Source organism: Ciceribacter sichuanensis, from assembly GCF_024055605.1.
Lineage (GTDB): Bacteria > Pseudomonadota > Alphaproteobacteria > Rhizobiales > Rhizobiaceae > Allorhizobium > Allorhizobium sichuanense.
On sequence record NZ_JAMXLX010000001.1, the window covers coordinates 762,285 to 786,357 of the forward strand.

General features: G+C 61.6%; 24 protein-coding genes and 2 tRNA genes. 15 read left to right on the plus strand and 11 right to left on the minus strand.

Annotated features, from left to right (window positions below; translation table 11 throughout):
• Positions 1-3 precede the first annotated feature (3 nt).
• The 4 genes from NBH21_RS03700 (at position 4) to NBH21_RS03715 (ending at position 3,193) form a co-directional block, all read left to right on the plus strand.
• Positions 4-672 (plus strand): GntR family transcriptional regulator, encoded by a 669-nt coding sequence (locus NBH21_RS03700; RefSeq protein WP_250912581.1) that lies wholly within the window; start codon positions 4-6, stop codon positions 670-672.
• Positions 673-891: 219 nt separating this feature from the next.
• Positions 892-1,470 (plus strand): biotin transporter BioY, encoded by a 579-nt coding sequence (locus NBH21_RS03705; RefSeq protein WP_250912582.1) that lies wholly within the window; start codon positions 892-894, stop codon positions 1,468-1,470.
• Between the two features lie 2 nt (positions 1,471-1,472).
• Complete coding sequence (locus NBH21_RS03710) at positions 1,473-1,895, plus strand: DUF1284 domain-containing protein (protein ID WP_250912583.1); 423 nt, start codon at positions 1,473-1,475, stop codon at positions 1,893-1,895.
• A 167-nt stretch (positions 1,896-2,062) separates the two neighbouring features.
• Complete coding sequence (locus NBH21_RS03715) at positions 2,063-3,193, plus strand: site-specific DNA-methyltransferase (protein WP_250912584.1); 1,131 nt, start codon at positions 2,063-2,065, stop codon at positions 3,191-3,193.
• A 174-nt stretch (positions 3,194-3,367) separates the two neighbouring features.
• Here NBH21_RS03715 and NBH21_RS03720 read toward each other — a convergent pair whose 3' ends face one another.
• From NBH21_RS03720 to mutY, 5 genes are all read right to left on the minus strand, one after another.
• A complete protein-coding gene (locus NBH21_RS03720; protein WP_250912585.1) occupies positions 3,368-3,730 on the minus strand; it encodes a nuclear transport factor 2 family protein in 363 nt (120 codons plus the stop codon).
• Between the two features lie 315 nt (positions 3,731-4,045).
• A complete protein-coding gene (locus tag NBH21_RS03725; RefSeq protein WP_250912586.1) occupies positions 4,046-5,101 on the minus strand; it encodes an NAD(P)-dependent alcohol dehydrogenase in 1,056 nt (351 codons plus the stop codon).
• A gap of 158 nt (positions 5,102-5,259) precedes the next feature.
• The gene (locus tag NBH21_RS03730) at positions 5,260-5,721 is read right to left on the minus strand and encodes a MarR family winged helix-turn-helix transcriptional regulator (protein ID WP_250912587.1); all 462 of its coding nucleotides are present in this window, start codon (positions 5,719-5,721) and stop codon (positions 5,260-5,262) included.
• A gap of 102 nt (positions 5,722-5,823) precedes the next feature.
• Positions 5,824-6,435, minus strand: coding sequence for an HAD family hydrolase (locus NBH21_RS03735; RefSeq protein WP_250912588.1), 612 nt, complete (start codon positions 6,433-6,435; stop codon positions 5,824-5,826).
• A gap of 3 nt (positions 6,436-6,438) precedes the next feature.
• Positions 6,439-7,542: an A/G-specific adenine glycosylase gene (gene mutY, locus NBH21_RS03740; protein WP_250912815.1), complete on the minus strand. Its 1,104-nt coding sequence runs from the start codon at positions 7,540-7,542 to the stop codon at positions 6,439-6,441.
• A 114-nt stretch (positions 7,543-7,656) separates the two neighbouring features.
• Between mutY and NBH21_RS03745 the strand changes: the two genes are divergently transcribed.
• From NBH21_RS03745 to NBH21_RS03765, 5 genes are all read left to right on the plus strand, one after another.
• Positions 7,657-8,121, plus strand: a complete 465-nt coding sequence (locus NBH21_RS03745; RefSeq protein ID WP_250912589.1) for a hypothetical protein — start codon at positions 7,657-7,659, stop codon at positions 8,119-8,121.
• A 53-nt stretch (positions 8,122-8,174) separates the two neighbouring features.
• Positions 8,175-8,693 carry a DUF721 domain-containing protein gene (locus tag NBH21_RS03750; RefSeq protein WP_250912590.1) on the plus strand — a complete coding sequence of 173 codons (519 nt, stop codon included), beginning with the start codon at positions 8,175-8,177 and terminating at the stop codon, positions 8,691-8,693.
• A 156-nt stretch (positions 8,694-8,849) separates the two neighbouring features.
• On the plus strand, positions 8,850-9,527 hold the full coding sequence (locus NBH21_RS03755; protein WP_250912591.1) for a DsbA family protein: 678 nt from the start codon (positions 8,850-8,852) through the stop codon (positions 9,525-9,527).
• Between the two features lie 84 nt (positions 9,528-9,611).
• Entirely contained in the window at positions 9,612-13,076 is a 3,465-nt protein-coding gene (locus NBH21_RS03760) for a chromosome segregation SMC family protein (protein WP_250912592.1), read from the plus strand.
• Between the two features lie 32 nt (positions 13,077-13,108).
• Complete coding sequence (locus NBH21_RS03765; protein ID WP_250912593.1) at positions 13,109-13,531, plus strand: Ivy family c-type lysozyme inhibitor; 423 nt, start codon at positions 13,109-13,111, stop codon at positions 13,529-13,531.
• Between the two features lie 50 nt (positions 13,532-13,581).
• On the opposite strand, the gene NBH21_RS03770 is transcribed toward NBH21_RS03765, so the two are convergent.
• Both NBH21_RS03770 and NBH21_RS03775 read right to left on the minus strand, forming a co-directional pair.
• Positions 13,582-14,577: a VOC family protein gene (locus NBH21_RS03770; protein ID WP_250912594.1), complete on the minus strand. Its 996-nt coding sequence runs from the start codon at positions 14,575-14,577 to the stop codon at positions 13,582-13,584.
• A gap of 101 nt (positions 14,578-14,678) precedes the next feature.
• Positions 14,679-14,924 carry a DUF1127 domain-containing protein gene (locus NBH21_RS03775; RefSeq protein WP_250912595.1) on the minus strand — a complete coding sequence of 82 codons (246 nt, stop codon included), beginning with the start codon at positions 14,922-14,924 and terminating at the stop codon, positions 14,679-14,681.
• Positions 14,925-15,041: 117 nt separating this feature from the next.
• Here NBH21_RS03775 and NBH21_RS03780 point away from each other — a divergent pair, with 117 nt between their 5' ends.
• A complete protein-coding gene (locus NBH21_RS03780) occupies positions 15,042-15,992 on the plus strand; it encodes a LysR family transcriptional regulator (RefSeq protein WP_250912596.1) in 951 nt (316 codons plus the stop codon).
• A gap of 94 nt (positions 15,993-16,086) precedes the next feature.
• Complete coding sequence (ppdK, locus tag NBH21_RS03785) at positions 16,087-18,765, plus strand: pyruvate, phosphate dikinase (RefSeq protein WP_250912597.1); 2,679 nt, start codon at positions 16,087-16,089, stop codon at positions 18,763-18,765.
• On the opposite strand, the gene NBH21_RS03790 is transcribed toward ppdK, so the two are convergent.
• The gene (locus NBH21_RS03790; protein ID WP_250912598.1) at positions 18,759-19,091 is read right to left on the minus strand and encodes a hypothetical protein; all 333 of its coding nucleotides are present in this window, start codon (positions 19,089-19,091) and stop codon (positions 18,759-18,761) included. The two genes, ppdK and NBH21_RS03790, sit on opposite strands and share 7 nt — an antisense overlap.
• A gap of 122 nt (positions 19,092-19,213) precedes the next feature.
• Between NBH21_RS03790 and NBH21_RS03795 the strand changes: the two genes are divergently transcribed.
• On the plus strand, positions 19,214-20,161 hold the full coding sequence (locus tag NBH21_RS03795; protein WP_250912599.1) for a hypothetical protein: 948 nt from the start codon (positions 19,214-19,216) through the stop codon (positions 20,159-20,161).
• Positions 20,162-20,286: 125 nt separating this feature from the next.
• A complete protein-coding gene (locus NBH21_RS03800; RefSeq protein ID WP_250912600.1) occupies positions 20,287-21,195 on the plus strand; it encodes a DUF1499 domain-containing protein in 909 nt (302 codons plus the stop codon).
• A 33-nt stretch (positions 21,196-21,228) separates the two neighbouring features.
• Here NBH21_RS03800 and NBH21_RS03805 read toward each other — a convergent pair whose 3' ends face one another.
• Both NBH21_RS03805 and NBH21_RS03810 read right to left on the minus strand, forming a co-directional pair.
• Positions 21,229-22,158, minus strand: coding sequence for an MBL fold metallo-hydrolase (locus tag NBH21_RS03805; protein WP_250912601.1), 930 nt, complete (start codon positions 22,156-22,158; stop codon positions 21,229-21,231).
• The gene (locus NBH21_RS03810; protein ID WP_250912602.1) at positions 22,155-22,451 is read right to left on the minus strand and encodes a cupin domain-containing protein; all 297 of its coding nucleotides are present in this window, start codon (positions 22,449-22,451) and stop codon (positions 22,155-22,157) included. The genes NBH21_RS03805 and NBH21_RS03810 overlap by 4 nt, the downstream gene beginning before the upstream one ends.
• Before the next feature lie 291 nt (positions 22,452-22,742).
• Between NBH21_RS03810 and NBH21_RS03815 the strand changes: the two genes are divergently transcribed.
• A tRNA-Gln gene (locus NBH21_RS03815) sits at positions 22,743-22,817 on the plus strand.
• Positions 22,818-23,146: 329 nt separating this feature from the next.
• Here the strand turns inward: NBH21_RS03815 and NBH21_RS03820 are convergent.
• Positions 23,147-23,551 (minus strand): hypothetical protein, encoded by a 405-nt coding sequence (locus tag NBH21_RS03820; RefSeq protein ID WP_250912603.1) that lies wholly within the window; start codon positions 23,549-23,551, stop codon positions 23,147-23,149.
• Positions 23,552-23,840: 289 nt separating this feature from the next.
• Here NBH21_RS03820 and NBH21_RS03825 point away from each other — a divergent pair.
• Positions 23,841-23,917 (plus strand) — tRNA-Pro (locus NBH21_RS03825).
• The last annotated feature ends 156 nt before the right edge of the window (positions 23,918-24,073 follow it).

Below are 24,073 nucleotides of genomic sequence, written 5' to 3' on the forward strand. Positions count from 1 at the left end.
CACATGCATAAAGATCAGGACGATACGATTGCGAGCCGTATCAGCCGGGCCCTTGCCGAGCGCATCATTCATGGTGAACTCGTGCCGGGCTCCCGTCTCGCCCAGGACCATATCGCTGAGGAATTCGGCGCGAGCCATGTGCCGGTGCGCGAGGCCTTCCGCCGCCTCGAAGCGCAGGGTCTTGTCATCAGCCTGCCGCGCCGCGGCGTGCGTGTCGCCTCCTTCGAGTTGAAGCAGGTGCGCGAAGTGGCGGAAATGCGGGCGGCGCTGGAGGTTCTCGCCCTCAAGCATGCCGCGCCCAACATGACGCCGGATGTGCTCGATGCTGCCGAGCAGGCGGCGAGCGATGCTGATGCCGCAAGAGATGTGCAGACCTGGGAAGAGGCGAACCGCCGCTTTCATCGGCTGATTGTTTCCACCTGCGATATGCCGCGACTGCTCGCGGTCATAGACGACCTGCATGCAGTCAGTGCCCGTTTCCTCTTCGTCGCCTGGCGGGCGGGCTGGGAAGCCCGCACCGACCACGACCATCGAGCCATCCTTGCCGCGCTCCGTCAGGGCAGGGCCTCCGACGCCTGCGCCATTCTTGAACGGCATGTTCAGTGGATCGGCCGCGCGCCTATGCCAAAGACCGGTGCCCGAGAGGATGAAGGCTTTGCCATCGTTGGATAAAAATTATAGATAAAATTTCAAGTGAGTTTCGATCCGATTAAATTATTGTATTTGATGTGTTTTATTGTTTTTCCGGATCTTTTTTATCTGATTGAGGGCCGTTTTTCCACTGGCGGACTTGCATGCTGCGTATGTGGGTGACCGCCTTGGCTTGTCTGGAATCAAAAAATAGATAAAAATAATCTCGCGAATAAAATTATCTATAAAATGGAGATCCTGATGGCTTCCCCTTCTTCCATGACCGGTCGTTTCGACCCGTTCGGCATCGCTGCGCGTCCGGCGGGCGTTCGCGCTGCCCTCGTTCTAGCCGGTACGGCCGTGCTTGCGCTTGCCTCGCAGATTTCGGTGCCGATGGTGCCGGTTCCGATCACCATGCAGACCTTCGCGATCACCATGATTGGCGTGCTCTATGGCTGGCGTCTCGGTGCCGCAACCGTCCTGGCATGGCTCGGCGAGGCAGCCATCGGTCTGCCAGTGCTGGCGAATGGGGCGGGCGGGCTTGCACCGTTCATGGGGCCGACATCAGGCTATCTCGCATCCTTCCCCGTTATCGCGGCGCTTGCCGGCTTTCTTGCCGAAAAAGGCTGGACGGGCGAACGTGTCGTGCTCAGCTTTTCGGCGCATTTTCTGGCCAACATGCTCTGCCTTGCCATCGGCGGCGCATGGCTGATGGTCCTTCTCGGCGTCGAAAAGGGCCTCGTCCTCGGCGTGATGCCCTTCATCCTCGGTGCCGTCCTGAAGTCGGCTCTGGCCGCTGCCGTTCTGATGGCGATCGGACGTCGTTTCATTCGGAGTTGAAGGTGGCGATCCGCCTCAGGCCTCATCACCTCCTGTGCATGCTGACATTCGTCGGCAAGGGATATTCGCCGCGTTTCACCGCCAATTACGAGGTGCTGGCGCGGCGTCTTTCCCGGGGCGAGACTATCGTCGTCGTCGAAGGGCCGGACGATATCTGCACTCCTCTGCTCGAAGACGAGAATGCTCCCCATTGCCTCGGCGAGAGCGTCAGTGGTCGCGATGCCGTGGCGCTTGCCTCGGTCTCGGGCCTTCTCGGGCGCCCCCTGTCGGTCGGCTCCTCGATCGTGCCCGGAGCAAGCCTGTTCAGGACGCTTCGCCGTCATTTCGCGTCCGGCAGGCTGCGTGCCGCCTGCACAGGATGCGAGTGGACGAGCCTTTGCGATCATGTGGCGGAAGGCGGGTATCGCGAGGTGCGTATCCGTTGATTTGCGGGCGGCGGCGTAGATCGCCGCCCGTGCATTTCCGGCGTCATTTGTGCCGTCCTGATCTTCGCCAATGGAAATTCGCCTGCGCTATTCAGCCTTTGGTAACCAACTTCGGTAACCATAAGCCTCGTATCCCCGTGCTGCGTCAGCGTAACAGTGAGTATCCGATGGCCTCCGTATTTCCGCTCGCCGATCTTCGCCGTTCCACCGATCCTTTTTCCTGGGTCGACAGCATCATCAAGGGCGATTGCGTCGCTGCGCTCGAAGCGCTTCCCGACAAATCCGTCGATGCGATTTTCGCCGATCCGCCCTATAACCTGCAGCTTGGCGGCACCCTGCATCGCCCCGACCAGTCGCTGGTCGATGCCGTCGATGACGAATGGGACCAGTTCGCATCCTTCGAGGCCTATGACGCCTTCACCCGAGCGTGGCTGCTTGCTTGCCGGCGCGTTCTGAAGCCGACCGGCACCATCTGGGTGATCGGCTCCTACCACAACATCTTCCGCGTCGGCGCGACGTTGCAGGATCTCAACTTCTGGATCCTCAACGATATCGTCTGGCGCAAGACCAACCCGATGCCGAACTTCAAGGGACGGCGGTTCCAGAATGCCCATGAAACCATGATCTGGGCCTCTCCTGATGCCAAGGCCAAGGGCTATACGTTCAATTACGATGCCCTGAAGGCGTCGAACGACGACGTCCAGATGCGCTCCGACTGGCTCTTCCCGATCTGCGCCGGTGGCGAACGGCTGAAGGGCGACGATGGCAAGAAGGTGCATCCGACCCAGAAGCCGGAAGCCCTGCTGGCCCGCGTCATCATGGCGTCAACCAAGCCCGGCGACATCGTGCTCGACCCCTTCTTCGGTTCGGGAACCACGGGCGCGGTGGCCAAGCGCCTCGGCCGTCATTTCGTCGGCATCGAGCGCGAGCAGGATTATATCGACGCTGCCTCGGCACGCATCGCCTCCGTCGAACCGCTCGGCAAGGCCGAACTCACCGTGATGACTGGCAAGAAGGCCGAGCCGCGCGTCGCCTTCAGCACGCTGGTCGAGAGTGGTCTGGTCAAGCCGGGTCAGGTGCTGACCGATGCCCGCCGTCGCCATTCGGCAATCGTGCGCGCCGATGGCACCATCGCGTCTGGCGGCGAGGCCGGCTCCATCCATCGTCTGGGCGCTCGCGTCCAGGGACTGGATGCCTGCAACGGCTGGACCTTCTGGCACTTCGAGGACGGGAATGCTCTTCGTCCCATCGATGAGCTCAGGGCCGTCATTCGCAGCGGAATGTCGAAGCTGGACTGATTTGCCGCCGAATGCTGTCTACCGGTGGCGGGTCGAGGTTTCTAACCTGACGATCCGCCAGCTTTTGAGAGCCTCGGCGCGATTTCCGGAATTCTCCGGCCGGTTAAGTACCTCTAGTCCCGGCTGGAGACCTTGACGCCCGGTGTGCCACGCACCGGGCGTCGTTTCATTTTATCAAACCTTGTAGTCGGTAACGTCGACCGAGATGATCCGGCCTTCCGCGTTGAAAGTGATCGTCTCCTCCCCGAAGCGGATGAGGGGCTCTCCCGTCTGCGAATGGGTCGCCTTCAACCGCCAGACCGAGCGTGCGGCCGATGGCGAGACGATCTCGATCAGCTCGTCGGTTGCCACCTGATCCGGATAGGTTTCGAAGTAACGGTGAAAGGCCGCCATGATATCCGGCTTGCCCTTTAGTCCGCCCACCTTGACGGAACCGTAGACCGCATCCTCGGCAAAGAAATCATCGATGGTATCGAAGTCCAGCGCGTTGATGGCCTCGTGAAAAACACGCACTGCATGGGCCGGGTCGAAACTCATGCACGATTCCTTTCTGTGCAAAGCGAGAATAATGACCCAGCTTTAGCCCTGAAAGGCTATTGACGGGAAGACAGCCACGGGCAAGTTTTGGTTTATATGAATATTCGGAAATAAGAACGGAAGGGGAGGAGGGTTCCCAACCGCAACTGCTCAGATGGGAAGCTCGCCGCCGCGAGCTTACAAGAATGTGTGCTTGAAATCCAATTCGGCCGCTTCGGCGGTTGGACTGGCGCAGGATGGGAACCGCCAGTCCCGCCTGCGCCAGAACTTTTTGCGCGATCTTTTCTGCAGTGCACGGGGTAGGGCGCCAAGCCCTCAGGCCATTTCAGCCTTCAGCGTCGCCATGTCGATCACGAACCGGTATTTGATATCGCGATGTTCCATGCGGGCAAAGGCCATGTTGATGTCCTGCATCGCAATCGTCTCGGTGTCGGGCAAGATCTGGCGCTCCGCGCAGAATTGCAGGAGTTCCATTGTCTCGGCTATGCCCCCGACGAGGGATGCGGAAACCCGCTTTCTGCCTCGCAACAGGGATTCCGGCCTGATCGAACCGTGGCTGGCGAGGCTGCCGACGACGACGAGCGAGCCTTCGAGGCTCAGGAGATCGAGATAGACGGAGAGGTCGTGGGGGACGGGGATTGTGTCGAGAATATAATCGAGATGGCCCGACGCCTCCGCCATGGCGCGCTCGTCGGAACTGAGAACGACATTCGTTGCCCCGAGCTTCAGCGCGTCCTCGATTTTCGTCGGTGACGAGGTGATGACGGTAACCTGGGCGCCGAGCGCCACCGCAAGCTTGACCGCGATGTGTCCGACGCCGCCGAGGCCGACGATGCCCACGCGGCTGCCAGCGCCGATTTCCCAACGGCGAAGGGGCGACCAGCCCGCAATACCGGCGCACAGCAGCGGCGCGGCGCGGTTGATGGCAAGGCCCTGGGGTAGCCGCATGACGAATTCTTCCGATACGACGATACCGGTGGAATAGCCGCCATAGGTGACGTCGCCGCTCACCCGGTCGCGACCGTTATAGGTCAGCGTGGGGCGGTTGAGGCAATACTGCTCCTCGCCGGCGGCGCAATGGGCGCATTCGAGGCACGCATCGACGATGGGACCGACTGCGACGATGTCACCGGGCCGGAACTTCCGAACGGAGCTACCCACGGCAAGCACCCTGCCGATGATTTCCTGTCCGGGAACAACGGGATAGACGGTGTTCTGCCAGTCATTTCTGGCCTGGTGGAGGTCGGAGTGGCAGACACCGCAATAGAGGATGTCGATCTCGACATCTTCCGGTCTGGGCTTGCGTCGGTCGAATGTCCACGCGATCATCTGGCCGCCAACTTCGGATGCGGCATAGCCCTTCGCAATCATCGATAGTCTCCAACCTCGTGGCGGAACAGAACCACAATTCTCCCGCAACGAACGGCATTCCGGTGGCGGATGATACCGGAATGCCGGGCTCGGTGGGGGACGAACCGGTCACTCGAAAAGCGACCTGTCTATAACTATACGGATTACGAAGTGTTCGTCTATCGATTTTTTGCGTCGCGGCGAAGAGACGGTGCGTTCTCCGCAATCTGCTCCATGAGATCGATATAGATGTCGCGATCGCCGGATTTCAGGGATTCGAGGATAGCCTCGCAGCTTGCTCGCTTGGCCGTGGTGATCCGATCCTGCAATTGCTGTCCGAGGGGCGTGAGCTGAAGCCGGACGGTGCGCCTGTTTTCCTCGTTACGCCGACGCTCGATCAGGCCCTTGCGGACGAGACGGTCGACGACGGTCGTGGCTGTCGACAGAGGCGAGGAGAGTTCGTTGGCGACATCGCCCATAATGCTGCCCGGATAGGCGCCGACGAATGCGATGACCGAGAGGTCGGAAAGGTTGAGGCTGGAATAGGGGGTGTCGGCCATGATCTGGCATTCGACCTTGAACAGCGGCGCCATCCGACGCAGGCATTCCCAAAGTCGTTCCGCGTCTTCCGGCCTGACCATTTTCTTCTTTTACCTCATTATCTTGCCACCCCGATTTGGGGTGGTCGTCTATCGTGGCGCGGTTGCCAAACGGAGGCAACCGGCGAAATCTGGCTTTTTGTGTCAGTGTGTGACGCCGAAGCGCGAGAGATCACTTTTCAGCTGCTCGGCACCGATGAACTGCACGGCCTGCCAGCCGGCGGCTTTTGCGCCATCGACATTTTCCATCACATCATCAATGAAGAGCGTTGCCGATGGTTCCAGTCCGAAATCCTCGACATGGCGCTGGTAGATCTCGACATCCGGTTTGATGAGGCCGATCTCGCCGGAAACCGTAACGCCGCGAGGCAGGTTCAGGAAGGGAAAGATTTCGCGCGCTTCCCTGAAGGTGTCCGCGGCGAAGTTGGTCAGCATGGTAACGTCGCGTCCAGCATCGACGAGGGACGTCAGCACCTCGACGCTGTCCGCGTAAGCATAGGGAACCATGGCGCGCCAGTTCTTGCGGAAAGCGCGGATATCGGCTTCCCTATCAGGGAAACGGGATATGAGTTCTGCCTCCGCATCAGCCCAGCTTCTTCCGCGGTCCTGTTCCAGGTTCCATGCGCTGGTGCAGACATTGGCGAAAAACCAGCGACGCTCGGCCTCGTCCGGGATGATCTTCGAATAGGGAAGATTGGGGTCGTAATGGATCAGGACCTTGCCGATGTCGAAGACGATGTGGCGGATGGCGGACATGAATTATCCTCTGTTGACCGGGAAGGCTTCCGGAATGGCCTGCGAAATCGCCTTTTTCATTACGGTTGGCAAGGCTTGCGCATCAAGATTTGCGACATCCTCCCACCAACCGTGAACATCGACACCCTGAGGCGCCGGACCGTGAAACCGGTAAATGCTCAGGCGGAGTTCGAAATGGGTGAAGACGTGGGTCACCGTTCCGCAAGACTGCCATTCGGCGGAAAAGGGGGCGGCGGAGGGTCCGGTTTCGCCGTCCTTGCGGGAGTTCCAGGCGGTCGTCGGCACTTCAGTCATCCCGCCCAGCAGTCCGGTTTCGACCCGCCGGCGCAGGAGAACCTTGCCATCCATGTCGACGGCGACGAAGGCTGCACCCTGACGGATCGGTTTTTCCTTCTTGGCGGCCTTGACCGGAAATCGTTCCGGATCGTCTCCGTCGAGTGCGCGACAGTCGCCGCGGAATGGACAGAGCGCGCAGGCAGGCCGCTTCGGGGTGCAGATCGTTGCCCCGAGATCCATCATCGCCTGGGCGAAATCTCCCGGCCGGTCGATGGGTGTCAGCTCCGCCACGCGCGCCTTCATTGCGGGCTTGGAACTGGGCAAAGGTGCATCGATGGCAAAGAGACGGGAAATCACCCGCTCGACATTGCCGTCCATCACGGCCGCCGGGCGGTTGAAGGCGATGGCCGCGACGGCTGCCGCGGTGTAGTCGCCGATGCCGGGAAGGCCGCGAAGCCCGTCTTCCGTGTCGGGGAAGCGTCCGCCATGGAGGCTTGCGACGGCTTCGGCGCATTTCTTCAGATTTCGGGCGCGGGCGTAATAGCCGAGGCCGGCCCATGCCGCCATCACGTCCTCGGAGGGCGCAGCCGCCAGCGCATCGACGGTCGGCCAGCGCGTCATGAACTTGGCGAAATAGGCCTTCACCGCCTGAACGGTCGTCTGCTGCAGCATCACCTCGGAAAGCCAGATGTGGTAAGGTTCCGGCCGGATGCCGCGTGCAGCCATGGGCGGAGAGATACGCCAGGGCAGATCGCGATGATGGCGGTCGTACCAGTCGAGCAGCTCTTGTGCGAGCGTGCGCCCTGTTGTCGGAGCGGGGGAGGTTTTCATCGGCTGGAAGATAAGGGCGGTACCCGCATTCGCCAAATGCCGCTTGCGCAAAAGTTGGGGAAGGCGGCTGTTATTGCGGGAATGAAATCATGAGGCACTGGAAAGGAGTGTTCGATGACCGGAATTGGAGAGATTGTTGCTGCCGTTTTGAGCCTGCCTGCCGCGCCGACGCTGCTTGTCGCGACGCTGTTGCTCCTATGCATATGCCTCGTCGCGCAACAGGTTGTTCTGCGGCAGATGTCGCCGGGGATGAAGCGATTTAACCGGAACATCGTCAGGATGTGGGATCGCGTCGCGCTTGGCCTGCACGGGCTCTTCGACTGGCCTGAGCTACCGGTCGGGCGATGGCGCCCGGAAAGTCTGGGGAAGGCTGCAATGACGGTTCCGCTCGTCTTTCTGGCGATGATCGTTTTTCTGTTCTTCATATGGGCGACGTTCGTGTTCTTCTTTTCCTGCCTGTCGAGGGTGGTGGAAGCTCCCGGAGCAGCGGCTTTCGTTCTGTTCTACATGCTGGTTTGTGTCTCTTTTACCCGGGCACTGATGATCGGCGCGGCAAAGACGTGGTATGGGATTCTCTGATTGTTACATGGAGGAGAGGGCTCCTCTCCTTTCGAACAGGATGAATGAGGGTCATGACCCCAGGTGAAAAGTCTCAGCGTTTCAGGCGTCGGGGAGAAATCCAGATCTCCGAAATCGCCAATGGAATCATCGATCCGGTGCTCTCGCGCCGGGCAGGGATTTCGACTGCGCTCCTCGGCTCGTGGGACGAAATCGCCGGTGAGAACTTTGCCGAGTGTTCGCGTCCCGAAAAGATCGCCTGGCCGCGTCGCGGCGATCCGGGCGACGAGGGAGGCCATCGGCCCGGCGTGCTGACGATTGCCTGCGAAGGCGCGCGGGCGCTTTTTCTCTCTCATGCCCAGGGCGAGTTGATCGCGCGCATCAACGGCTTCTTCGGCTATCCCGCCATCGGCCAGATCCGCATCGTCCAGAAACCCGTGTCCACCGCGTCGCTCAGACCGTCTCGCCCGCGCAAGCTGGAAGGGGAGAAGGCTAAACGGCTTGCTGCGATGATGGAGGGGATCGAGGACGAGAAGCTGAGGCAGGCGATTGAACGGCTCGGCACGGGCGTTCTGTCACGGCGCAAGCGCTGACGCACTGTCGTCATCCGACAAACATGAAGAAGAATTAATCTCTTAGCGGCGGAAAGGTCACGATTCTTTGATGAAACGGCATTTCCTCCGCCTTGTTTGCGGCCGCGTCGCATTATAACGGTGGATCAAACTCAAAACAGCTCTAACGGGTGTCCCATGTCGAACCTTGAACTGAAACTCACCAAGCGCAGCCTGCTGAGCGGCATTGCCGTCGCCGGTGTCGGCGTGGCATTCGCGTCTCCCGCCGCAGCCGTTGACATTCCGAAGCCGGACCGCGACGTCGACATGGAAGAGGTGCTGAAGCCCGGTCCGCTGAAGGACATGGCGCTCGGTGACGCCAACGCTCCGGTCAAGATCGTCGAATACATGTCGATGACCTGCCCGCATTGTGCGCACTTCCACGCCACGACCTTCGACACGATCAAGGAAAAGTACATCGATACCGGCAAGGTCTATTTCGTCCTGCGCGAATTTCCGTTCCCGCGTGACACCGCATCGCTCGCAGCCTTCATGCTGGCGCGCTGCACGCCGGAGGATCGCTACTTCCCCTTCGTCTCCATGTTCCTGAAGCAGCAGATGACCTGGGCCGCTCCGGCGGATAACGATGTGCGGGCCGCGATGCTGCAACTGTCGAAACTTGGTGGTTTTACACAGGAGAGCTTTGACGCCTGCTTGACGAACGCACAGCTTGCCGCTGATGTGACGGCGGGCAGGGACCACGCGGCAAAGGATTTCGGCATCCAGTCGACGCCGACCTTCCTGATCAATGGCAAGAGCTATTCTGGGGACATGTCGGTTGAAATCATGTCGGCGCTCATCGACAGCCTGCTTTGATCCGCGCTTCGGACTGATGTCGGGCAGCGGCAGGAAACGTGCGCCCGATTTTCGTTCTGCAATTGCCGTCGGCGGAGGGGTTGAATGAAGTTCAATCGTCTCCGTCTTCTCGGCTTCAAATCCTTCGTGGAGCCGACGGAATTCATCATCGAGCGAGGCCTGACCGGTGTTGTCGGCCCGAACGGCTGCGGCAAGTCCAATCTTGTCGAGGCCCTTCGCTGGGTGATGGGCGAAAACTCCTACAAGAATATGCGCGCGTCCGGCATGGACGACGTGATCTTCTCCGGTTCAGGCAATCGGCCGGCCCGTAACACTGCCGAAGTCGGCCTCTACCTCGATAACGCGGATCGTACCGCGCCCGCCTCTTTCAACGATGCCGACGAAATCCAGGTGACGCGCCGTATCGAGCGCGGCGAGGGGTCCGTCTATCGCATCAACGGTAAGGAAGCCCGCGCCAAGGATGTCCAGCTTCTCTTTGCCGATGCTTCCACCGGCGCCCGCTCGCCCTCCATGGTCGGGCAGGGCCGCATCGGCGAACTCATTCAGGCAAAGCCTCAGGCACGCCGGCAATTGCTGGAAGAAGCAGCCGGTATTTCCGGCCTGCATTCGCGCCGTCACGAGGCGGAACTGAGGCTGCGTGCCGCCGAAACCAATCTCGAACGTCTCGAGGACATCACTGCCCAGCTCGAAAGCCAGATCGAGAGCCTGAAACGTCAGGCTCGTCAGGCCAATCGCTTCAAGATGCTTTCTGCCGATATCCGCGCGCACGAAGCCATCCTCTTGCATATCCGCTGGAGCCAGGCCAAGCAGGCCGAGGGCGAGGCGGAAAGCGCGCTGAACCAGGCGACTGCCATCGTCGCCGAAAAGGCGCAGGCGCAGATGGAGGCGGCAAAGTCTCAGGGCATTGCCAGCCTGAAAATGCCGGAACTGCGCGAGGAGGAAGCGCGCGCCGCCGCCGCCCTCCAGCGCCTGCAGATTGCCCGTAGCCAGCTTGACGAAGAGGCGAGCCGCCTTCTCAAGCGTCGCGACGAACTCACCCGCCGGATGGCGCAGCTCGGGGAAGACATCCGGCGCGAAGAGAGCATGGTCGCGGACAACGCCGAAGTGCTCGAACGGCTTTCGTCGGAAGAGGTTGAGCTCGAGGAAATCCTTGCCGATGCGGGCCGCTACGGCGAAGAGGCGCGCGAGACTTTCGAAGCTGCCGCTGCAACGCTTGCCGAGAGCGAAAGACGATTTACCGCGTTGACGGCCGAACGCGCCGAAGCCGCTGCCGGTCGCAACCAGCTGGAACGCCTGATCCGCGATCTTGCCGATCGTCGCCAGCGCGTCGAGCGACAGGTGGAAGACGCGGTCCGCGAACTGGACCAGGTCACCGCCCGCATCGCTGCACTTCCCGACCCGGAAGAAAAACGGGAAATGGTGGAAGCGGCCGAACAGACGCTTTCAGATAACGAGGTTGCCGTCGCGGACGTGGAAACGGCTCTTGCCGACGCTCGCCGCAGCGAAAGCATGCTGCGCGCACCGCTCGAAGCTGCTCGTTCGAAGCTCAACGGGCTGGAAACCGAGGCGCGTACGATCAGCCGTATGCTGGCCTCTGCCGCTGCCGGAGATTTTTCGCCTGTTGCCGACGAACTGACGGTCGACCGTGGGTTCGAGACGGCGCTAGGCGCCGCACTCGGTGACGATCTCGACAGTTCTCTCGATCCCTCCGCCCCGGCCCATTGGACGGATAACGGCGATGGTGCGGGCGATCCGCCGCTGCCGGAAGGGGTGGTTCCGCTCGCTGCCCATATGACCGCGCCGGCAGCGTTGGCCCGACGCCTGCGCCAGATCGGTATTGCCGACGAGGCCACGGCGCTGAGGCTGATGTCGCAGCTTCGTCCCGGTCAGCGACTGGTCACGAAGGATGGCGCGGTCTATCGCTGGGACGGTCATGTGACGGGTTCCGAAGCGCCGAGCGCTGCGGCGCTGCGTCTGGCACAGAAAAACCGCCTTGCCGAAATCGAGGGGGAGGCGGAAGAGGCGCGTTACGCGCTGTCCGAGGCCGAGGAACGTCTCGCGGAAGCGATGGAAGCGATCCGCATCGAGGAGGGCCGGCTTTCGGAAGCGCGCGAGATGCAGCGCCTTTCGGTCCGCCACCTTGCCGATGCGCGTGAAGCGCTGACCCAGGCTGAGCGCGCCTCCGGCGATCTCGTGCGCCGTCGCGTGGTGATCGAGGAAGCCGTCAACGGCTTGAAGGGTCAGATCGAGGAAATTCTCGAACAGGAAGAAAACGCCCGGATCGAGATCGAGGAAACGCCGGATCTTTCCGCGCTCGACAGTCGTCTGCGCGAGGCCGAGGCCGAAGTCGCCACCGATCGCGGCAGGCTTGCCGAGGCGCGCGCCCGTTTCGAAGGTCTTGCCCGCGAGGACGAGAGCCGCCGCCGTCGCATTCTGGCAATCCGGCAGGAGCGTTCCACATGGCAGGCCCGTGCCAGAAGCGCGGAAGATCATATAGCCACCCTGCGTGAGCGCGAGGCGGAAGCGCAGGACGAAATGGTGGCGCTGGAACTCGCGCCCGACGAATTTGACGAAAAGCGCCGCGCCCTGCTGTCGGAACTGGACAAGGCCGACAAGGCGAGGCGCGAAGCCGCCGACCGCCTGATCGAGGCCGAGGGACGTCAACGTGAGGCCGACAAGAAGGCGGCTGCTGCCCTTTCGGAACTTGCCGAAAGCCGGGAAAAGCGGGGCCGTGCGGAAGAACGCCTCGTTTCGGCGCGTGAATGGCGCAAGGAAGCCGAGCAGCGTATTCAGGAGGGCCTGAACGTGCCCCCGCACGAGGCGTTCCGGTTGACCGGTCTGAAGGACCCGGCGGAGATCCCGGATCTTCGCGAAGTGGAGCGCGACCTTGACCGCCTGCGGATCGAGCGCGAGCGTCTCGGCGCGGTCAACCTTCGCGCCGACGAGGAGCAGAAGGAGCTTTCCGACAAGCTGGAAGCACTGGTCAAGGAGCGCGACGACGTGATCGACGCGATCCGCAAGCTGCGCGGCGCGATCCAGAGCCTCAACCGCGAAGGCCGCGAACGGCTGATTGCCGCCTTCGACGTGGTCAACGCCCAGTTCCAGCGGCTGTTCACCCATCTCTTCAATGGCGGCACGGCCGAGCTTCAGCTCATCGAGAGCGAAGACCCGCTGGAAGCCGGCCTCGAAATCCTCGCCCGTCCGCCCGGCAAGAAGCCTCAGACGATGACGCTGCTTTCCGGCGGCGAGCAGGCGCTGACGGCCATGGCGCTGATCTTTGCAGTGTTCCTCACCAATCCCGCGCCGATCTGCGTGCTGGACGAGGTGGATGCGCCGCTCGACGACCACAATGTCGAGCGCTACTGCAACTTGATGGACGAGATGGCGGCCTCGACCGAGACCCGTTTCGTCGTCATCACCCACAATCCGATCACCATGGCGCGCATGAACCGGCTGTTCGGGGTGACCATGGCCGAGCAGGGCGTATCGCAGCTCGTTTCCGTCGACCTCCAGACCGCCGAGCAGCTGCGCGAGCGGGAAGCGGTGTGATCGGCAGACGGTAGACCTCGGGCAGGATGTGCATGAAAGCCACCATCACCGCTAGTCTCGCTGCTCTCGTTCTTCTGACGCTCGCTCCTTTCGGGCGGGCGGACGATCGGCCGGCGCTCTCGGGAAACTTCCTGCCGTCCGTCCTCGCGTCCTCCGAAGCGCATCGCGACTCACTGACCAAGGTCATCAAGGGCAGGCAGCGCATGCCGGTCTGGGTGAAATCGATGATGAACGACCCGCGCTACATTTCCCTTGCCTCGGAAAAGGTGGAGGTCGAGGGACGCCCGATGCAGCTCTTCAAGACCTGCGAACCGAGAACCTGCGTGGACAGCGAGATGCGGGTGCTTTTTTCCGCCGATGGCAAGCATGCGGTCGTGCTGGTGCGCGACAAAAAACGGGGAGAGCAGTTTCTCGGCGACCCGAGCGCAGGGGAAAAGGAAGCGCTGGAGCGCTAACTCTTTTCCGCCGGCATTAAACCGGATGGCCTCCTTGCTCCCCGGGGATTTCAGACCCTTGCCAGCCGAACGCGGGTGCCCCACGGATCCGCAGCTTCGATGCCGTTATCCGTTTCGGTAAAGGTGAAGCCCTGCGCCTTCAGCCGTTCCTTCTGCCGCTCGATGATCGCGGCGTCGGCCGTCGTCAGCGAGAACCAGTCGAGGCCGGTCGTGGCCTCGTTGCGCCGGCCGGCGTTTTCGCTTTCCCAGATATTGGCGCCGATGTGGTGATGGTAGCCGCCGGAGGAGAGGAAGGATGCACCGCGCTCGTCTGAACCGGAGGTGACGTCCAGCCCGAGGCCCGCCTGATAGAAGGATCGGGCCTTTTCAAGTGAGCCAACCTTCAGGTGAATGTGGCCGATTCTCAGTGCCGACGGCGCACCTGTGTAGACGTCCCGGTCCGTGCCGGTTCCGGTCTTCTCGAGTACGTCGTCGACATCGAGCGGCTTGGTTCCCATGGTCACGCGGCCCTCGTTCCATACCCAGCCCTCCTTGGAGCGGTCGGAATAGACCTCGATGCCGTTGCCTTCCGGATCTGCGAGATAGACCGCTTCGCTGACGCTGTGATCGGCAAATCCGACGAGCGGGATCTGGTTGATCGCCACATGCACCAGCCACTTCGCCAGGTCGGCCCGCGACGGCATCAGGAAGGCGGTGTGGTAGAGCCCGGCCTCACCGCCTGCCTCGTATTCCGCATTCGGCCGGTTCAAGAGGTTCAGGAGAGGTGTTCCGCCGGCCCCGAGTGTGACCATATCGGCATCTTCGCGGATCACCTCGAAGCCCAGCATCTGCTGGTAATAGCGCTTGAGCAGCGCCATGTCCTTGGCCCTGAGGCTGACTTCGTCGACATGAACGGGCGTAGTGAGCGCGAAGGGCAGGCCAGCCTGCGTTTGGGGTGCTAATGGCGAGGTCAGTCCTTCTGCCCGAAGCGCGCCGGCCATGGCGCCGGCAAGGCTTACGCCGCCGCAAAGCTGTAGAAGGGTTCTTCGGGTAAGGGCGGCGCTCATCAGACTTCCTGTCGCTTGTGTTCCGTTCGGGATACACGGCGGCAGGCAGCACTGCATCTCACAACTGCGTGTGTTTTTTCGCCTCTACACGGTCCCGTGTTTCAGGCCCGCCAGAACGGCGCGTTGGCGATCTCTTTTGCCTGTTTGCGGGTCAGGCGGTAGTCCTTCAGCATTTCATCCGTCATGGCGGAAAGGTCGTTCCGCAATTGCCGCCGTTCCAAGTAGCGCTCGTACCAGACCTCCAGAGTTGCCATCATGCGTCCGAACTGGACACCGACCGCCTGTTGCTGGCCTTTGCGGTTCACGGCTACGCTCTGGGTTATGCGGGGAACTCCCGATACTGTCATCTTCATCGATCCTGCTTTCCATCGTTCTTTATGGGGTGAAGGATACGCTTGTTTCTCGGGCGGAAAATTGAATAATAAGAACCAAATATGTGAGAAAAAGTTACAGAAGGTGTCGCATTGGAACATCTGCCTCCCTTGTCGTCGCTGCTCGCCTTCGAGGCGGTGTTCCGCACCGGTTCCGTGACGGCTGCTGCCGATCTGCTTGGCCGCACCCATTCGGCCGTCAGCAAGCAATTGCACCAGCTGCAGGACCATGCAGGCGTCGAACTGTTCCGCAAGCAGGGAACGGGGCTGGTCCTGACACCCGGCGGGAAAGCCTTCGCCAAGGTCGTCACGGCGGCCTTCGAGGAGATGCGGGGCGGTTACGCGACGTTGAGGGGCAGGAGCGACCAGTCGACGGTGACGATTGCCGTCAGCGCCACGTTTGCTCGCGTCTGGGCCATTCCGACTGTATCGAGGTTCAACATCGATCATCCCGATATCGATATCCTAATCAGGCTTGTCGGCCCGATCGGCAGCCGCGACCTCGAGGTCGCGCCTGATCTCGTCATGTCCTGGGACCGGCTGCTGACTCCGATGGGAGAGGAAGCCTTCACCGTTTCGCTTGGCGATGTGCATATGGGACCGGTCGTCTCGCCGTCCCATCCCCACACGTTCGCCGATGGCATCCTGTCGTTTGCGACCCGGATCGACAGGCGCGGCGCGGAAATCGTTTGGGCGAACTGGTCGAGGATCTCCGGCATTGCCGTGGACTGGAAGAAGGCGATGACCTACGACCATTCCTATCTGGCCTTCGAGGCGGCGCGCATGGGCATGGGGGCGGTGATTGCCCCGCGTTTCCTGATCGAGGATGAGTTGGCAAGCGGTGCGCTCGTCGCGCCTGCCGGCTTTCTGGTGTTCAAGGAAGGCTTCTATGTCCGTCCCTACGATACCCGTCGCGGCAAGCTGACGAAGAATGCACGCATCTTCCTGGACTGGCTGGAATCGAATGCGCGCCTGACGCCGGAGGGGCGACCGGCCTTCCTGTCGGCTGACGCCGGGCTCTCCGTGCCTCTGCCGCAATTATGATGCATTGCAGCATGAAGATTGGCAAGTGGCGTTCCCAAGCATTCGTATTTGCTGTAAAGCGTCGGAAAACAGCCTGTCTGGGTGGAGCAAAGGCATGAGGAAGTGGGTATACACTTTCGGCAACGGAAAGGCCGAGGGTGGGGCGGAGGATCGTGAACATCTGGGAGGCAAGGGCGCCAATCTCGCGGAGATGGCGAGCCTGGGTCTTCCGGTGCCGCCGGGCCTCACCATCATCACCGATGCCTGTTCCTGGTATTATCAGAATGGCCGTGGATTGCCCGATGACCTGAAGGAACAGGTACTGGAAGGCATAAAGGGCATGGAGCTTGCGACCGGTCGCGGCTTCGGAGATGCCAACCAACCGCTCCTTCTGTCCGTCCGCTCTGGCGCCCGCACCTCCATGCCCGGCATGATGGATACCGTTCTGAACCTGGGCCTTAACGACCACACGGTCGAGGCGCTGGGCCACAATGCGGGTGACGCCCGCTTTGCCTGGGATAGTTACCGTCGCTTCATCCAGATGTATGGCGATGTCGTCATGGGTCTCGATCACGAGGTCTTCGCGGAAATTCTGGAAGACGAGAAGGCTCGTTTCGGCCATGAACTCGACACCGATCTCTCCGCGGTCGAATGGCAGCACGTCACCGCCCTGTTCAAGCAGGTGATCGAAGAGGAACTGGGCGAATCCTTCCCGCAGGATCCGCATGTCCAGCTCTGGGGGGCGATCGGCGCCGTTTTCCGCAGCTGGATGAACCCGCGCGCAGTAACCTACCGCATGCTTCACAATATTCCGGCGGAGTGGGGAACGGCCGTCACCGTTCAGGCCATGGTGTTTGGCAATCTCGGTTCGACATCCGCAACTGGTGTCGCCTTCACCCGCAACCCCTCGACCGGTGAAAAGTCGCTCTACGGCGAATTCCTCGTCAATGCCCAGGGCGAGGACGTCGTGGCCGGTATCCGTACGCCCCAGTCCATCACCGAGGCCGCTCGCATCGATTCCGGCTCCGACAAGCCGTCGCTGGAAAAGGTCATGCCGGAAGCCTTCGCCGAGTTCAGCCGCATCTGTGGCAGGCTGGAATCGCACTATCGCGACATGCAGGACCTCGAATTCACCATCGAGCGCGGCAAGCTGTGGATGCTGCAGGCCAGAAGCGGCAAGCGCACCACCAAGGCGGCGATGAAGATCGCCGTCGATATGGTCTCCGAGGGGTTGATCAGCGAGAAGGAGGCGGTCCTGCGTATCGATCCTGCATCGCTCGATCAGTTGCTGCACCCGACCATCGATCCCAAGGTCGACCGCCACGTCATCGGTTCGGGCCTGCCTGCTTCGCCGGGTGCGGCGACCGGTGAGATCGTCTTTACCGCGGAAGAGGCGGTCGAGGCGGAGGAAGAGGGACGCAAGGTCATCCTCGTGCGCGTCGAGACCAGCCCGGAAGATATTCACGGCATGCATGCGGCCGAAGGCATCCTGACCACGCGCGGGGGCATGACCAGCCACGCGGCCGTCGTCGCCCGTGGTATGGGCATTCCCTGTGTTGCCGGTGCCGGCACCATGCGCGTTGATCTCAGGAACGAAATGCTGATCGGCATGGGCGTGACGCTCCGCAAGGGAGATATCATCACCATCGACGGTTCTTCCGGCCAGGTTCTCAAGGGCGAAGTGCCGATGCTGCAACCGGAACTTTCCGGCGATTTCGCACAGTTGATGGAATGGGCCGACAAGACGCGCCGCATGACCGTGCGCACCAATGCCGACACGCCCGTCGATGCACGCGCGGCGCGCTCCTTCGGCGCGGAGGGTATCGGCCTTTGCCGTACGGAGCACATGTTCTTCGAGGGCGACCGCATTCAGGTGATGCGCGAGATGATTCTCGCCGAGGACGAGACGGGACGGCGGGCCGCGCTCGACAAGCTCCTGCCGATGCAACGCTCCGACTTCACCGAGCTTTTCGTCATCATGCACGGCCTGCCAGTGACGATCCGCCTGCTCGATCCGCCATTGCACGAATTCCTGCCGAAAACCGACGAGGAAATCGCGGAAGTGGCCGAGGCCATGGGCATGGAGCCACAGTTCCTGCGCCAGCGTGTCGATGCGCTGCACGAGTTCAATCCGATGCTCGGCCATCGCGGTTGCCGTCTGGCGATTTCCTATCCCGAGATTGCCGAAATGCAGGCGCGGGCGATCTTTGAGGCTGCGGTTACCGCAGCCCGTGAGACCGGTGCAGCGGTTGTACCTGAGATCATGGTGCCGCTCGTTGGACTGCGTTCGGAGCTCGATTACGTCAAGGGCTGCATCGATCGCATCGCCACGGACGTGATGACCGAGGCGGGGCTCGAGATTTCCTACCTCGTCGGCACGATGATCGAGCTGCCGCGCGCAGCCCTTCGCGCCCATGTGATCGCGGAAGCCGCCGAATTCTTTTCCTTCGGCACCAATGACCTGACGCAAACCACCTTCGGCATCTCTCGTGACGATGCCTCCGCTTTCATTCCGACCTATCAGAAGAAGGGCATCATCGAGCATGACCCGTTCATCTCGCTCGATTTCGACGGCGTGGGAGAGCTGATCCGCATTGCCGCCGAACGCGGGCGCCAGACGCGGCCCGACATGAAACTCGGGATCTGCGGCGAGCATGGCGGCGATCCGGCCTCCATCCATTTTTGCGAGAGCGTCGGACTCGACTACGTCTCCTGTTCGCCCTTCCGCGTACCTATCGCCCGGCTCTCTGCCGCGCAGGCGGCAATCGGCAAGGCCGCGAGACTGGATCAATAGCCGGGAACGGCCGGAACCTCACGCCGCAGATCCGGCTCGTCGTGGACGAAGGTGATCTGCAGCGTCGCCATCTGTTCGGATACTGGATCGGGCGTATCTGATGTTTCAGGACGCCGGTCGATATGGATGCCCGCTTCGTTCAGGAGATCGAAGAGTTTCGGATAGGCGCCTGCAGGTAGTGTAATGCGGATGTTGTTCATGATGTTTGAATACATCTGCACGTCATCGATCCATCCGCCGAGGGCATTGACCGTGTCGAAGACGAATGTAGTGGCGTCCTTGCGCTCCCGACGCGTGATGGCGCTGAGCATGAGTAACCGTTTCATGGCCTGCCTTCCGATGGATACTTGTGCGGTGAGATTGCGTGCGGGCCGGATGACAAATCAAGTGGTTTGTGGAATAGCCCGTTGCTGACAGAAAACCGCATCAGCGGGGAAGCAGAATCGGGATGAGTAAGCAACGCCAGCAACAGCGCGCGAAAAAACGGCGCCAGCAGCAGGGACAGTCGGCGACGGGCTCTCCGGCTACCGTTGCAGCCGTTCCGGTGCGCAGCACCGAAGATGCGGTTCCTGTGCCGGCCGGAACGAGACCCGATTTCCGTCGTATCCTCCGCTCGCCCTCCTTCCGCTGGTCGATTTCGCTGCTTCTGTTCGGCCTCTTCTTCCTGTTGCTGTCGCAGACGATCCCCCATGACTACGGCTTCATGGAACTGGGCTTCCTCTTCACCCTGTCAGTCTATGACATCGTTCTGGCCATGCTCGGCCTAGCAGTTGCCTGCGCCATGGCGCCGCGCGCGGCCGACATGCGCAATATCGTGCTGGTCTTCTTTTGCGTGCTGGCCGGCATGCTGATGTTCTTCGACCCGATCTTCCAGGCAATCTTCGCAAGCCCGCTCGGCGACTATCTCTTCCTGATCGCGCCCGGCGCCGTCATGCTGACGGGCGCATCGCTGTGGCTTTCCGGCGTCTGGCGTCAGCGGGCCGTCATGCTGGCATCGGGCGTCGTCGCCTTCTCTATGTCCCTGTTCATCGGGCTCGACGATCTGGGCATCGGTATTTTCGATTTTACCGTCGGCACCGTCCTCTGCTCGCTCTGGCTGGTCGTCGCACCGGCGTTGCCGCTGCGTCGGTTCCGCGGTCCATGGCTCACCATTCCATCCCGCATCGTTGGAAGCTGGCTGGTGGTGATCGGCATCATCGTCCTCGCCTCGCTCTATGTGCCCCTGCCGATGAAGGCACCGGCATTGCCCGATCCCACCATGCCCGATGGCGGCACGCCGATGGAACTGCAGATCCCCGATGATGGTTCGGCCCCGACCTTGAACGGCGAGGAACTGCCGCTCGATCTGCTGGCGCCGGATGACGGGACGGGGATCGAAGACCAGTCTTCCCAGTGATCCTGTCCCGCGACCCGCGCCAGTGATCCGGTCGGGGATGCGGGCCGCTTGTCGGTCTCGCGGGCAGCGGCTAAACAAGACGTTGACGTGCTTCGCTTTCTCCCCGCCATCACCGGTGCTTGCAGATGACCATCCGCTACGACCGTCCCGTTTCCCGATCGGCCTTTCTGGCGCTGCAGCTTGGCTTCTTTTCAGCCGGCATGCTGGTGCTCGTCGTCCTCGCCCACCGTTTCGGTCCGCTGAAGGCTCCGGATTTCGTGGCGCTCGTGCTCCTCTCGGGCATTCCGGCAGCCCTTGCAGTGCCGCTCGCGCTGATCGGCCTTGCAAGGCTTTGGTCCGTCGGGGCGCTTGGCGGTATTGCAGCGTTGAAGGCGCTTATCCATGCCGCAATCCCGCTTGCCCTGATCGGCTTCGGCGCGTTTCGCTATTTCGATCGCCCGCTGATCTACGACGTCTCCACCGACCTGATCGATCCACCGGAATGGCTTTCGCCGCTTGCTGCCGACCAGCGCTGGCTGACGCGGCCGCCGGTCACCGAGGCAAGCCGGGAGCTGCAATACGCAGCCTATCCGGGGTTGACCGGTCGCCGTTACGACGGTGCGCTGGACCGCGTCTATGAGGCAGTCCGCAAGGTGGCGGATCAGGATCGTCTGGAGATCGTCACCAGTCGCGGGCAGGAATATGCCATGCCGGAATTCCAGCCGCGTACGGCAGGCGTACCGGAGGAGGAGGCCGCCGATGCCTTACCGCACAGTGTTCCCGTTCCCCAGCCTCGGCCGGAGCCGCAGGCGGCGCCGGTTTATGTCGGAGACGAACCGGAAGGCACGGTCCGCATTCAGGCGAAAACCCGGACCCTGATACTGGGGCTGCCTTTCGACGCGCTGATCCGTCTGCGCGAGGAAGAGGAAATGACGCTGGTCGATGTCCGGGTGGAAAGCCGGTACGGTCCGCACGATCTCGGCATGGGGGCCGAAATCGCCGAACATTTCCTCCACATGCTGGATGCGGAGCTTCTCGGCGTCGCCGGAGACTGACGTTCAGTCGTTTCCGGACGCTCCGCCAGTCTGTCAGCTCTTCCAGTAGACGCCGCCGAGCCGGGGTGGACCTTCGGTGAGCACCTCACCCTTTTCCACCAGATCCTCGATATGGGCGAGCACGGAAAGTGCTGCCGCGCCATGAAGCCTGGGATCCGTCTCGCGGTAAATTGCCTTCACCATGTCGGGGATCAATCGGTCTCCACCGCGGATGCGCTCCACGATGGCCCGCTCGCGCATCCGGCGATGAGTCCGGAGACCCCGCAGGAAGGCTGGGGGATTGTTGACCGGTCCGCCATGCCCGGGAAAATAAACCCTGTCTTCGCGGGCAAGCAGCCGCTCCAGAGAGGCCATGTAGTCGCCCATCGCGCCATCCGGCGGTGCGACGATCGAGGTCGCCCAGGCCATCACGTGATCGGCGGAAAAGACGATCCCCGTGCCGTCGAGCGCGAAAGCCGCATGATTGGCTGTGTGCCCGGGTGTGAGGATCGTGGTGAGGCGCCAGCCGTCGCCCTCCACGATGTCACCCTCGCCAAGCGCGATGTCGGGTGCGAATTCGATGTCCGAGCTTTCGGCGAAGGGATTTGTCTCACCCTCATGCAAGGGTCGGGATGGCCGGTGAGGGCCTTCGGCAACCACCGTCGCCCCGGTCTCCGCCTTCAGCCGGCGTGTCAGCGGCGAATGGTCCTTGTGGGTGTGGCTGACGGCGATATGGGTTACCTCGCGGCCCGCAAGTGCGGCCATCAGTGCCCGGAAATGGGCTTCGTCCTCCGGGCCGGGATCGATCACGCAGACCGAACGGTCCCCGACGATATAGGTGTTGGTGCCGTGAAAGGTGAAGGGGCTCGGATTGTTGACCGTGATCCTCTGCACTCTGTTTGCCACCGGAACGGCCTCGCCATAGGATGGCTGGAAGCTGAGATCGAACTCGGGAGGCTTCGGCGTGTCGCGAGGTTCGCTCATTTGTACTCGATCTCGATGAATGACATCGGCTCGGCTCCGCCATTGACGACATTGTGCTCCACGCCGGCATCCCGCCGATAGACTTCACCGGCCTTGCTCGTCACCCGGCGTTCGCCGCCCGCATCCTCGATGAGGAACTGGCAGTCGGTCATAGGTACGACGACATAGCCCATGCCGTGGACATGATGGCCGGTGGCGGCGCCCGGCTCGAAATCCCAGCGCGTTACGCGCACCACGGCATCATCGATCAGGATCGTGGGAATGGCGGGCGGTCGGGCGGAATATCCAGGCATCTGCAGCTCCTGTCGCATTGCGGTATGACCTCAGATATCGGCCGAAGCGCTGCATTCGTAAAGGGGCTTTCCGTAGGGTGGCGGGGAAGGGGTAATCGATCCGGCGCGAGGCCGCCGTTCCGCAGAGCGCGGCGTCCCTGGTATGTCCCATCCCTATGTGGTTTTGCCTGCGGAAGAAGAACGAGAAGTCAAAAAAACGCGCTGGGGTCATTGCCGCCGGACGGTGGCTTTGCTAATCAGGCGGCCACTCGCGGATCCGGGGGCTCAAGGCCTGTAACCGATCTGTCCTGATGGGGCGTCGCCAAGCGGTAAGGCACCGGTTTTTGGTACCGGCATTCCCAGGTTCGAATCCTGGCGCCCCAGCCACCTTCCTGTATTTTATCAAATATGACAGTAGCCGTTCCGCGGTAGCCAACTGTTAACTTGGGCCTGTTTATAAAAACCGGGCTTCCACAAGGTATTGCGTAGCGAAGAGCGTTGGTTTCGAGTTTCCTTGGGAGGACGTCATCCACGGCGTCCTCCGCAAGACGCTTCCTGTGGGAAGCATCGCGCCTTACATCCGATTGGCGCAGTATTTCCAGAATTTTGTCGACCGAATTCCCGTCCGCAGTCTTCTGCCGGAAGGGGGCTTGTTTTTGTGCACGGTCGAAAAAAAGCCCCCGAACCGTCTTCGGGGGCTTTGATGTTCGTGCGACTTATTCGGCCGTCAGGAACTCTTCGCAGTAGCTCTTGCCGCCATCGGTGCCGGGCTTGTCGAGAAGCGTACGGACGCCGCGAATCACGTAATCGGAGGAAACGGTGAGCTGTACTTCGCAGCGCAGGTATTCCGAACGGGCCGGTTTCAAAAGCTTGCCCTTTTTGCCATCTCCGAGATCTTCGTAGACCGCTGCAATCGTCCGGGTCTTGTAGCCGCCGCGCCAAGTGTACAGCGTGGTTCCGCCGCTTGCGGAATCGGCCGTCGGCGGGCCGAACTTGGCGAAGAAGGCTCCGGCCGGCTGGCCGTTCCAGCGCGACTCGATGCCGTTCTTGCTAATGCTCGTTGTTGTGCAGCCGGCAAGCGCCAGCAAGACGCCTGCCATGGTGATCACGCGGAAATTCATGTCTCTGTCCCTTGAGCTCTTGTTTGCGAGCCTGCCTGTCCTCGGTCCCAATTCCCCTGGCCCGCCGGCGTCTCGCATCTCCGGCTTTATCCCCAAACGAAGGTCGTGAAAATCATAAGTGACGGGAGTCCGTGCAATTTTTCTTGATGATGCTGCCGCGCCACGTTTGCCGGCCCACAAATCAGGGGCGGGCGGACAGCCTGTCGTGAAATTTTCATTTTTCTCGGAATTTTTCCTCCAACCCGCTTGTGCAACAAAAAAGGCTGGACTATAGAGGCGCCACTGGTCACGGAGTGTAGCGCAGTCTGGTAGCGCACCACGTTCGGGACGTGGGGGTCGAGTGTTCGAATCACTCCACTCCGACCAGTTTAAATACCTGATCCCGAACAGGTTTTCCCGATAAAAAAATAAGGACATAGCCTTCGGGCTGGCACGTTCTCCGTGGTCGGGATATCGCCTTTTCTGAACCTGCACAAATAACCTTCCGCGAAAGCTCCGGCAGACCTGCCGAGGGGCTTTTTT

Bases quoted from the DNA above. Each gene is read 5' to 3' on its own strand.
- NBH21_RS03700 (WP_250912581.1), top strand. From the start codon at position 4: ATGCATAAAGATCAGGACGATACGATTGCGAGCCGTATCAGCCGGGCC.
- NBH21_RS03705 (WP_250912582.1), top strand. From the start codon at position 892: ATGGCTTCCCCTTCTTCCATGACCGGTCGTTTCGACCCGTTCGGCATC.
- NBH21_RS03715 (WP_250912584.1), top strand. From the start codon at position 2,063: ATGGCCTCCGTATTTCCGCTCGCCGATCTTCGCCGTTCCACCGATCCT.
- NBH21_RS03720 (WP_250912585.1), bottom strand. From the start codon at position 3,730: ATGAGTTTCGACCCGGCCCATGCAGTGCGTGTTTTTCACGAGGCCATC.
- NBH21_RS03725 (WP_250912586.1), bottom strand. From the start codon at position 5,101: ATGATTGCGAAGGGCTATGCCGCATCCGAAGTTGGCGGCCAGATGATC.
- NBH21_RS03730 (WP_250912587.1), bottom strand. From the start codon at position 5,721: ATGGTCAGGCCGGAAGACGCGGAACGACTTTGGGAATGCCTGCGTCGG.
- NBH21_RS03735 (WP_250912588.1), bottom strand. From the start codon at position 6,435: ATGTCCGCCATCCGCCACATCGTCTTCGACATCGGCAAGGTCCTGATC.
- mutY (WP_250912815.1), bottom strand. From the start codon at position 7,542: ATGAAAACCTCCCCCGCTCCGACAACAGGGCGCACGCTCGCACAAGAG.
- NBH21_RS03745 (WP_250912589.1), top strand. From the start codon at position 7,657: ATGACCGGAATTGGAGAGATTGTTGCTGCCGTTTTGAGCCTGCCTGCC.
- NBH21_RS03750 (WP_250912590.1), top strand. From the start codon at position 8,175: ATGACCCCAGGTGAAAAGTCTCAGCGTTTCAGGCGTCGGGGAGAAATC.
- NBH21_RS03755 (WP_250912591.1), top strand. From the start codon at position 8,850: ATGTCGAACCTTGAACTGAAACTCACCAAGCGCAGCCTGCTGAGCGGC.
- NBH21_RS03760 (WP_250912592.1), top strand. From the start codon at position 9,612: ATGAAGTTCAATCGTCTCCGTCTTCTCGGCTTCAAATCCTTCGTGGAG.
- NBH21_RS03765 (WP_250912593.1), top strand. From the start codon at position 13,109: ATGAAAGCCACCATCACCGCTAGTCTCGCTGCTCTCGTTCTTCTGACG.
- NBH21_RS03770 (WP_250912594.1), bottom strand. From the start codon at position 14,577: ATGAGCGCCGCCCTTACCCGAAGAACCCTTCTACAGCTTTGCGGCGGC.
- NBH21_RS03775 (WP_250912595.1), bottom strand. From the start codon at position 14,924: ATGACAGTATCGGGAGTTCCCCGCATAACCCAGAGCGTAGCCGTGAAC.
- ppdK (WP_250912597.1), top strand. From the start codon at position 16,087: ATGAGGAAGTGGGTATACACTTTCGGCAACGGAAAGGCCGAGGGTGGG.
- NBH21_RS03790 (WP_250912598.1), bottom strand. From the start codon at position 19,091: ATGAAACGGTTACTCATGCTCAGCGCCATCACGCGTCGGGAGCGCAAG.
- NBH21_RS03795 (WP_250912599.1), top strand. From the start codon at position 19,214: ATGAGTAAGCAACGCCAGCAACAGCGCGCGAAAAAACGGCGCCAGCAG.
- NBH21_RS03800 (WP_250912600.1), top strand. From the start codon at position 20,287: ATGACCATCCGCTACGACCGTCCCGTTTCCCGATCGGCCTTTCTGGCG.
- NBH21_RS03805 (WP_250912601.1), bottom strand. From the start codon at position 22,158: ATGAGCGAACCTCGCGACACGCCGAAGCCTCCCGAGTTCGATCTCAGC.
- NBH21_RS03810 (WP_250912602.1), bottom strand. From the start codon at position 22,451: ATGCCTGGATATTCCGCCCGACCGCCCGCCATTCCCACGATCCTGATC.
- NBH21_RS03820 (WP_250912603.1), bottom strand. From the start codon at position 23,551: ATGAATTTCCGCGTGATCACCATGGCAGGCGTCTTGCTGGCGCTTGCC.